The following is an 8,373-nucleotide window of genomic DNA, read 5'->3' on the forward strand; positions in this document are numbered from 1 at the left end:
AATTAAGGGTAAAAAACCGGCGGAAATGGTCAATATAAATAACAAAAAATAAACTCTAGTTCATTACCGAATTACTAAACCTTTACAATTGCGAGAAGGCTTTTCAGTCGACGAAGCAATCATTATAACAAGAATCGCTAGCATAAAAGATTGCTTCGTCGTTCCTCCTCGCAATGACAATTTTTATAAAAACTTAGCCTAAACTTTATACTTCGGCAGATTAATTAACAGTACACTTCCCAAAATAATCACTAACCCGATTACCTGGGTAAGGCCAATCACCTCGTTGGTAAAGGTTAAGCTTAATAACACCGCTACTACTGGGTTTACATAAGCATAAGTACTCACCTGCGTAGCCGGACGCACTTTTAGCAACCACACATAAGCGCTAAACGCTGCAATTGAACCAAACAGAATAAGGTAAACGATAGATAACCAAGCATCAAGCGGTATGTTTCCCCAATCGAGTAATTTAAATTCTGATTTCAAAATACTACCTGGAAAGAAAGCTAAACTGGCCATCAACATCTGCCAGCCAGTGTTAACAGAAACCGAGCTATCGGTAGTGGGATGATATTTTGAATAAAGCGATCCTCCAGCCCAAGCAATCGGCCCAAAAACAAGCAGTACCATGCCAATAATCTGTAGATTACTTTGAGGTTTATCAAGCGCCTGCCTAATCTGATCGCCAAACAAGAGCACAACCCCTAGAAATCCGATGATCAAACCGGAAACGATATATTTATTACTCAGGTTTTCTTTCCAGTGTGATTTATCTAAAATAACAAACCATATCGCTGCCGAGGCCACCATAATAGCCACTAAACCGCTGGGAATAAACTGCTCTACCCAAATGACGATTCCATTCCCCAGGCCCAGCATTAAAATTCCGCTTACTGCAGCAATTTTTATCGTTTTTTTATTAAAAATATCCTCTCCTTTCATTTTGCACCAGCTTAACATCAAAACCCCCGCGATTGAAAAACGGACTGTCCCCAAGATAAATGGCGGGAATCCAGCCAAAGCTTTTTGGATAAAAAAATAGGTAGAGCCCCATACGATATATACGATGGCAAAGGCGAGGTAAACCATTACCGGCGATGCCTTTTTATTTAAATTTGTCATGATTTTATTTTTCGGGAATAACCAATTGTTGCTGTTCTTTTACCGTTTCCAATACAATAGTTGTCTTCACCGATAAAATATTGGGAACCTTGCTAAACTCATCGCGTAATAAAGCCATTAGCGATGCCGAATCGGTGGTTCTTACTTTCACTAGAAAACAATCATCACCAGCTATTACATGCACTTCCTGCACATCAGGAATTTTCGCCAGCTCATTTGCGGTATCATTACAACTGAAGCTTTGCGAAGATTTCATGGAGATAAAAGCCAACAATTTTAAGTCAACCGCAACAGGATTTACCTTGGCGTTATATCCGGTAATTACGTTCTTTTTCTCCAGCTTTTTTACGCGTTCCAATACGGCTGATGGAACAAGATCCAATGCCTTTGCTAAATCAACATTCGAGATCCGGGCATTATTCTGCATAAGTTTAAGTATAGCCAGATCGATATGATCCAAACTAAAATTGTTTTCGATTACCATTCCGTAAAACTATAGATATTTAGAATAAAATTCTAAAAATTTTAAATAAAAATGAATTTTATTCTTAAATATAATTTTAAAATGATAATTAATCGGTTAAACAACAGACAAAATGCCTTTCACATTCCAAGTTTATCATAAAGATCGATAACCTTTTTACGAAGCTTATTAATTTCTTCTTCCTTTTCGATCAGCTCTTTTTTAAGTGCAACAAGTTCTTCTGATGAATCTGATGTTACTGGCTGCCCAGTGATTAGCTGTGTTACCGGAACCTTAAACGTTTTGGAAATCTGGAGTAAACGAGAGATATTGAGATCGGTTTGCCCCGTCTCTATTTTGCAGAAAGCCGGAGTAGAAATATTGAGCTTTTTAGCCGCATCGGCTTGACTTAAACCCAAGGCCAATCTGCTTTGCTTAATACGATCTCCGATACTTTTCATAGTTTTTTAGATATGAGACACTAGATTTGAGAGATGAGACACACATCAAGAGACGTACCAAAGACATGAGATTTGAGCAAATGGATTCGTCTCAAATCTCACTTCTCTAAAGCAGCTGCCAGCACGGGCAGATCAAAACCGGCATAATTGCCAGAGCTCATCATAAGCAAGTTAGCATCCTTATAGTTGAGGCTTAACAAATAGCTTTTTAATTTCACAGCATCATTAAAAAACTTCAGTTTTGGATTGGCAAAAGCTTGTTGCACATCATCTTCAGAAAAAGGCTCCATCCGTTTTTGCTCAAAAGATTTAATATCAATAAATACGATTGCTTCATCGGCTTTATCCATAGCACCTGTATATTCTTTCAGAAAATCCTTGTTCAAACTGCTAAAAGTATGCAATTCGATACAGGCTACTAATTTACGATTAGCAAACTGTGCTTTAACTGCATCGATAGTAGCTTTCAGTTTTGATGGCGAATGCGCAAAATCTTTATAAACGTTTGTAGATTCATCAGCTGATATTACCTCTAAACGTTTAGCTGCACCTGTAAACGAAGAAATAGCTCCATCAAATTCAGCTTCGCTGATTTCTAATTGTTTGCAGACTAATTTTGCTGCATTCAGGTTCATTAGATTGTGATCACCAAAAATTTTTAAAGCCGTTTCTTCGGGAAGCAGATAAGTTACCCCGTTTCTAATTTCATGCGCTGGAATGGCATAAGCAATCCTTGAAACATTGGCTTTTGATGATGCTACGATCTCATTCAGATCGGCATCTGCCTTACAGTAAATCAAAGTGCCATTAGGCTCAATGGTATCGATAAATTTATTAAACTGCAAAGTATAATCAGCATAAGTAGGGAAAACATTGATGTGATCCCATGCTATACCACTAATTACCGCAACATTTGCCTTGTAAAGATGAAATTTAGGCCTTCTATCAATCGGCGAAGACAAATATTCGTCACCTTCGATAATCATTATAGGTGCTTCTTCGGTAACTTTCACCATAGTTTCGAAACCAGCTAGCTGTGCGCCAACTAAATAATCGAAATCGCGTTTATAATAATTAAGCACATGCAAAATCATGCTGGTAATAGTTGTTTTACCATGACTACCACCAATTACAACGCGTAATTTATTTTTACTTTGTTCGTATATGTATTCAGGATAAGAATAGATTTTAACACCTAATTCTTGTGCCTTCAATAACTCTGGATTATCTATACGGGCGTGCATGCCCAAAATTACCGCATCCAAATCAGCAGAAATACGGCTTTCATCCCAACCCATTTCGGCTGGCAATAAACCATATTTATCTAACCTTGATTTTGCAGGTTCAAAAATAACATCATCAGAACCTGTAATCTGGTAACCCTTTTTATGTAAGGCGATGGCCAGGTTATGCATTGCACTTCCACCAATCGCAATAAAATGTATGCGCATATAAATTAATTTTGAATGAGAGAAGTACTGAATGAGAGAATAGGCGTTGTGTTAAAACTCAATCATTCACTCATTCGAAATTCAATCATTATTTTTTCTCAAATTGTGCCGCTACCCAATCTCCGTTCTGTTTATGATCAACATATTTAATGCCGTATTTAGCACACTCAGCAGTAATCATGCTCAAATCGGGATCGAGGTAAAAACCACTGAAAAAAATCTTACCACCTCCTTTTAATACCTCAGCATAGCGATGGATCTGATCTAGCAGGATATTTCTATTAATATTGGCAAAGATTACGTCATATTCTTCGTTAGGAATCACTTCCTTACTACCGCAAAGTGCCTGTAAATTATTTACATGGTTAAGTGCAGCATTTTCTACTGTACTCTCGTAACAGATATCATCATAATCGATAGCCAGTAAACTTTTAGCGCCCAGTTTTGCAGCCAGAATAGCTAAAATTCCGGTTCCGCAGCCCATATCGAGGATGTTTTTATCCTTTAAATCGGCTGCCAAAATATACTGCATCACCATTGTGGTAGTTTGGTGGTGCCCAGTACCGAAAGCCATTTTAGGATCGATCACAATTTCGTAAGGATATGATGGCTGTGGCTCATGAAAGGTTGCCCTTACATAACATACATCATCAATAATAAGCGGACTAAAATTTTTCTCCCATTCTGCATTCCAGTTTTCGTCCGCAACATCTTCTAAGGTATAATCTGTTACAAATTCTTCGCTATAATTGCCCAACAGGTCTTTTAATTCCTGCTCGTTAAAATTTTCCTTGATTACGAAAGCCGTAAACCCACCCTCACTATCTTCAAAAGTATCGAAACCTAAATCGGCAAGATCACTAATAAGCAGATCCTGTTGATAGTCTTCGATACTTTTGAATGTAAATATTGCTTTTATGTATTGCATCTAGCTGTTTAATGCTTTAATAATATCTGTAAAATCGCGCGATTTTAATGATGCACCTCCAATTAAACCGCCATCAATATCGTTTTGAGAAAATAAGCTCGCCGCATTGCTTGGATTACAGCTTCCACCATACAAAATGGTTGTATCATCAGCCACATTAAAACCATAGTTAGCTTGGATTTCACTACGGATAAAAGCATGAATATCTTGCGCCTGCTCCGGAGAAGCAGTTAAACCAGTACCAATAGCCCAAACTGGCTCGTAAGCAATAACCAGTTTTTTAAAGTCTTCTTCAGCTAAACTAAAAATACCTTCTACCAATTGTTTCTTCAATACTTCATAATAACTGCCGTTGTTACGCTCGTCTAAAGTTTCGCCGATACAGAAAATCGGGGTTAAACCATTGGCTAAAGCAACTTTAGTTTTTTCAGCTAATAAAGCATCGCTTTCAGCGAAATATTGCCTGCGTTCTGAGTGGCCTAAAATCACATATTCTGCACCAACAGATTTCACCATTTTAGCCGAAGTTTCGCCTGTATATGCGCCACTTTCTTTATCGCTAATATTTTGAGCGCCAATTTTAACATCGTTACCACCCAATTTTGCCAAGCTGTTTAAATGAATAAACGGGGCGCAAATAATAGCCAGTTGATCGCCTTTGCGCTCATCTTTAACCATATTTACGATTTCGCTGAACAACGAAACACCTTCGTTATAATCTAAGTTCATTTTCCAGTTACCGGCAACAATCTTTTTTCTCATTTTGTATTATTTAATGGTTGGTTGATCTTTCCAGATCAGGTTTTATATTAAAATCGCCTATACGATTCGGTTAATTCAAATACTTTGGTCAGGATGTTTTTTTCCACCTCATTAAAGGCCATATCCTTTCTTGCAAACACCTTTTGGGTTATTTCGAACATTTTGTGCAATTTATAAGTATCGAAACCAGTAGCACCGCCCCAACTAAAATCGGCTATGTGATGTGGCGGAAAGCCCGCACCAAAAACATTGGCCCCAACCCCTACTACGCTACCAGTGTTAAACATGGTATTGATACCACTTTTGGCATGATCGGCCATAATTAAGCCACAAAACTGCAGATTGGTATTGCGCATTTTTTCGCTTTCGTAATCGTAAAGTTTTACTTCGGCATAGTTGTTTTTTAAATTCGAGTTGTTGGTATCGGCACCGATATTACACCATTCGCCCATTACCGAATTACCCAGATAACCTTCGTGGCCTTTGGCCGAATTGCCCCAGATTACGGCATTGTTAATTTCGCCTCCGGCGCGGCTATTGGGGCCTATTGTGGTACCCGAATATATTTTAGCCCCCATTTTTATGGATGAATTTTCGCAAAGCGCGAAAGATCCTCTTATTAAACTACCTTCCCACACCTCAGCATTTTTACCAATATAAATGGGTCCGTATGAAGTATTAAACACACTGCATTCTGCTTTAGCGCCTTCCTCTAGAAAAATATCATCCCCTAGCAACTGATTGGTACTGCTTAACTTTGCCGAACTGCGCCCTTCGGTCAATAATTTAAAATCTTTTCTGATCTCCGTTGGATTATTCCCGAAAATATGTTCCGGATAAACAATCTGTACAAAATCACTTTTATACTCAACCGGCTTTAATGATTTAACAGATTCTAAATCATGCAGATCTGCGATATATGCAATAATAACATCTCTTTTATAAAGAACCTCTCCAGTTTTAAGCCCGGTTACGGCGCTAAGTAAAGCTTCGTCCGGACAAATAGAGCCGTTTATAAACAAATCGGCATTAGGTTTTGGTGCAAACTTTACGGAGAGGTAATCTTGGGTATGAAAGCCAAAATCAGCTTTTAAACGTTTTGCCCATTTCTCGGCAATGGTTAAAATACCAATGCGTAAGTCGGCAACAGGCCTGGTAAACGTAAGCGGACGTAGGGACATCCAAGAAGCATCATCAAATAGATTGATTGTCATAAGCAGCAAAAATAAAAAAAGTCCCGATGCTTTTGGCAAAGGGACTTCAAAAAATGCTTTTTGTTGCTAAAATTATTTCTTAGCGTAACGGTTTTTGAATTTATCGATACGTCCTGCAGTATCAACCAATTTCATTTTACCAGTATAAAAAGGGTGAGAAGTGTGTGAGATCTCTAATTTATAAAGAGGATACTCGTTACCATCTTCCCATTTAATTGTTTCTTTAGTATCTACGCAAGATTTTGTTAAGAAAGCATACTCGTTAGACATGTCTTTAAAAACAACTGGTCTGTAGCTTGTTGGGTGCAAATCTTTTTTCATTTGAATATTATTTTTAGTTATTTGTGTGAAAGCATCAAGAACATTCTTGCAATTTGCTGGCAACAACGCTTATGACATTTCCTATTAGTCTTTCTACCTCTATTTTAGAGGACGCAAATATCTTAATTTTATTTTTGATTTACAAGCCTAAATAAAGAATTTTAAATTATATGTTTTTTCTGCCTATGGAAGCGCTAAAACACATCAGTGGCCCAATTGGGCAAAAATAAACTTTTTAAGCTGAATATTGTTTTTCAGATATTTAAAAAATATATGTAAATTTGATACATGAGAAAACACGGCGAATTAGACGGCATCATCCATGCCGATAGCAGCGGAAAGCTCTACATTAAAAGTCCTGATTTTTTTGCACAGCCAAGGGTTATCCAGATGGTGGGCGCATTAATGCAATCGAGTATTTTTAAAAAGATAGAGAAGGATAAAAACAAGAAATAGCCTTATAGATGCCTTTTAACCTACTTTTATTCCCTCTTGTAGGTGGCTATTATATATTGATCAGGTTCAGATATCTGCGCTATGTGCAATATCGGCTCGAAAGCCAGCGTATATTATTAAATTCTGCTTTTGCAGGTATATTATTACTCGGCGCATGTTTTATACTAAGAGCAATTTTTATTGCCATCTGGCCCGAAACCATTGAACACCTTAGCAAATTACTCCCCATCCATGCGCCTTATTTCGGCACTACCAGCCTATCATTATTAGTTGCGGTAGCCGCCACAGAAATTGCCAATCTTTTTATCAACAGACTAAAAGCCATTAAAAGGGCTATAGCTACTTCTGGAAATGAATTTGAATTATTACTAAGTTCATCTTTTTTTGACGCCCACCTTTTACAGTTTACCATGGATAGCGGCAAATTTTATATTGGCTGGGTGAAAGAACTACCTAAACCTTTTACTACAAGTTATATCCGCATTACCCCTGCTTTTAGCGGTTACCGCAAGGCCGACGATAAAGAACTGGTTTTTACCACTCAGTATTTAACGGTTTATGCCAGTTATATTGAAGATGGTTCTGTAGCGAATACCGATGAATTAAAAACAGATCTCGTACTGAAAGCCGATAAGATCAATTCTATTTCTTTTTTTGATATGGATATGTATAACCGCTTTAATCCATCACAGGAAGAAACACCTTAATCCTTTTTCGGACTGTATTTGTTCCAGGTTTCTATTTTGGCCTTCTGACGGGCAATATAAGCATCGGCAATTACTTCAGCAGAACTCGAGCCTTCAACCGTTTCCAGCAGTTCCTTTAGTTTATACTGGTCTACATCAGCTTTGTACAAAATCTGGATCAGTTTCGGAAAATCGTTATCAATCAGATAAGCAAATGCATCAATCATTGCATCCCGCAACTGATTCTCAGAAAGATGATCTGGTATATCGAAATCTTTGCTGATGATACTAATTAATGACATAGAATAGGATTTTTATGATTACTGGATTTTAAGATCATGGTTATTAGAATATGATTAATTAATACTGGGCTTAGGTAGCCCATCCTCTCCAAGAACCACAGTCCGAAATTAAATAAACCTCCTATGAATAAAACCCTTTTTCAAGCAGCTTAGGAAGCTTTTTCTTTTTTTATGGGCAAAAGATGTTCCCTGTCCTGAGAATTG

General features: G+C 37.6%; 11 protein-coding genes. 2 read left to right on the plus strand and 9 right to left on the minus strand.

Features of this window, described 5'->3' with window-relative positions:
• Window positions 1-198 precede the first annotated feature (198 nt).
• From HDC90_RS24975 to HDC90_RS25010, 8 genes are all read right to left on the minus strand, one after another.
• Window positions 199-1,125: an EamA family transporter gene (locus HDC90_RS24975; RefSeq protein ID WP_221451945.1), complete on the minus strand. Its 927-nt coding sequence runs from the start codon at window positions 1,123-1,125 to the stop codon at window positions 199-201.
• Between the two features lie 4 nt (window positions 1,126-1,129).
• Window positions 1,130-1,609 (minus strand): Lrp/AsnC family transcriptional regulator, encoded by a 480-nt coding sequence (locus HDC90_RS24980; protein ID WP_184471330.1) that lies wholly within the window; start codon window positions 1,607-1,609, stop codon window positions 1,130-1,132.
• A gap of 119 nt (window positions 1,610-1,728) precedes the next feature.
• A complete protein-coding gene (locus HDC90_RS24985; RefSeq protein ID WP_184471332.1) occupies window positions 1,729-2,049 on the minus strand; it encodes a helix-turn-helix domain-containing protein in 321 nt (106 codons plus the stop codon).
• 98 nt (window positions 2,050-2,147) lie between these two features.
• A complete protein-coding gene (murC, locus tag HDC90_RS24990) occupies window positions 2,148-3,500 on the minus strand; it encodes a UDP-N-acetylmuramate--L-alanine ligase (RefSeq protein ID WP_184471334.1) in 1,353 nt (450 codons plus the stop codon).
• Between the two features lie 88 nt (window positions 3,501-3,588).
• Complete coding sequence (prmA, locus tag HDC90_RS24995) at window positions 3,589-4,428, minus strand: 50S ribosomal protein L11 methyltransferase (protein ID WP_184471336.1); 840 nt, start codon at window positions 4,426-4,428, stop codon at window positions 3,589-3,591.
• Entirely contained in the window at window positions 4,429-5,190 is a 762-nt protein-coding gene (tpiA, locus tag HDC90_RS25000) for a triose-phosphate isomerase (RefSeq protein ID WP_184471338.1), read from the minus strand.
• Window positions 5,191-5,237: 47 nt separating this feature from the next.
• Window positions 5,238-6,404: a putative sugar nucleotidyl transferase gene (locus HDC90_RS25005; RefSeq protein WP_184471340.1), complete on the minus strand. Its 1,167-nt coding sequence runs from the start codon at window positions 6,402-6,404 to the stop codon at window positions 5,238-5,240.
• A gap of 72 nt (window positions 6,405-6,476) precedes the next feature.
• Window positions 6,477-6,725, minus strand: coding sequence for a type B 50S ribosomal protein L31 (locus HDC90_RS25010; RefSeq protein WP_025142617.1), 249 nt, complete (start codon window positions 6,723-6,725; stop codon window positions 6,477-6,479).
• Between the two features lie 288 nt (window positions 6,726-7,013).
• On the opposite strand from HDC90_RS25010, the gene HDC90_RS25015 reads away from it, so the two are divergent.
• Both HDC90_RS25015 and HDC90_RS25020 read left to right on the plus strand, forming a co-directional pair.
• Window positions 7,014-7,181, plus strand: a complete 168-nt coding sequence (locus tag HDC90_RS25015) for a hypothetical protein (protein WP_167294876.1) — start codon at window positions 7,014-7,016, stop codon at window positions 7,179-7,181.
• Between the two features lie 8 nt (window positions 7,182-7,189).
• The gene (locus HDC90_RS25020) at window positions 7,190-7,888 is read left to right on the plus strand and encodes a hypothetical protein (RefSeq protein WP_184471342.1); all 699 of its coding nucleotides are present in this window, start codon (window positions 7,190-7,192) and stop codon (window positions 7,886-7,888) included.
• On the opposite strand, the gene HDC90_RS25025 is transcribed toward HDC90_RS25020, so the two are convergent.
• Window positions 7,885-8,169 carry a hypothetical protein gene (locus tag HDC90_RS25025; protein WP_184471344.1) on the minus strand — a complete coding sequence of 95 codons (285 nt, stop codon included), beginning with the start codon at window positions 8,167-8,169 and terminating at the stop codon, window positions 7,885-7,887. The two genes, HDC90_RS25020 and HDC90_RS25025, sit on opposite strands and share 4 nt — an antisense overlap.
• Between the last annotated feature and the right edge of the window lie 204 nt (window positions 8,170-8,373).

This window comes from Pedobacter sp. AK013, assembly GCF_014205835.1.
Classification (GTDB): Bacteria; Bacteroidota; Bacteroidia; order Sphingobacteriales; family Sphingobacteriaceae; genus Pedobacter.